The 264-nt window shown below is 52.3% G+C and carries 1 protein-coding gene; it reads left to right on the top strand.

Annotated features, from left to right (window positions below; all coding sequences use genetic code 11):
• Positions 1–264 (top strand): serine hydrolase domain-containing protein (locus AAEZ03_RS27720; RefSeq protein ID WP_350583092.1); only part of this gene is annotated, 264 nt, incomplete at both ends.

Consider the following 264-nt stretch of genomic DNA (forward strand, 5'->3'; position numbering starts at 1 on the left):
GCTTGATGATGCGCCTGCTGGTGGTGCGGTGGTTGTCTATCAGGACGGCAAATGTATCGCACAAGCGAGCATAGGGCTGGCGCGCGCGAATTTGTCATGGAGTCCTGATACTTTATCGCTTAATTTTTCGACGGGTAAGGGCGTATTGGCAACGCTGGTGCATGTATTGGTTGCGCAGCAGTTGCTTGCTTATGATGAGCCGATTGCCAGCTATTGGCCCGCATTTGCTGCCCAGCATAAAGGTGATATTACGCTACGCCATGT

Origin of the sequence: Pseudomonas sp. HY2-MNA-CIBAN-0224 (genome assembly GCF_040310285.1) — a bacterium.
In the GTDB taxonomy this organism is placed as follows: domain Bacteria; phylum Pseudomonadota; class Gammaproteobacteria; order Pseudomonadales; family Pseudomonadaceae; genus Aquipseudomonas; species Aquipseudomonas helleri.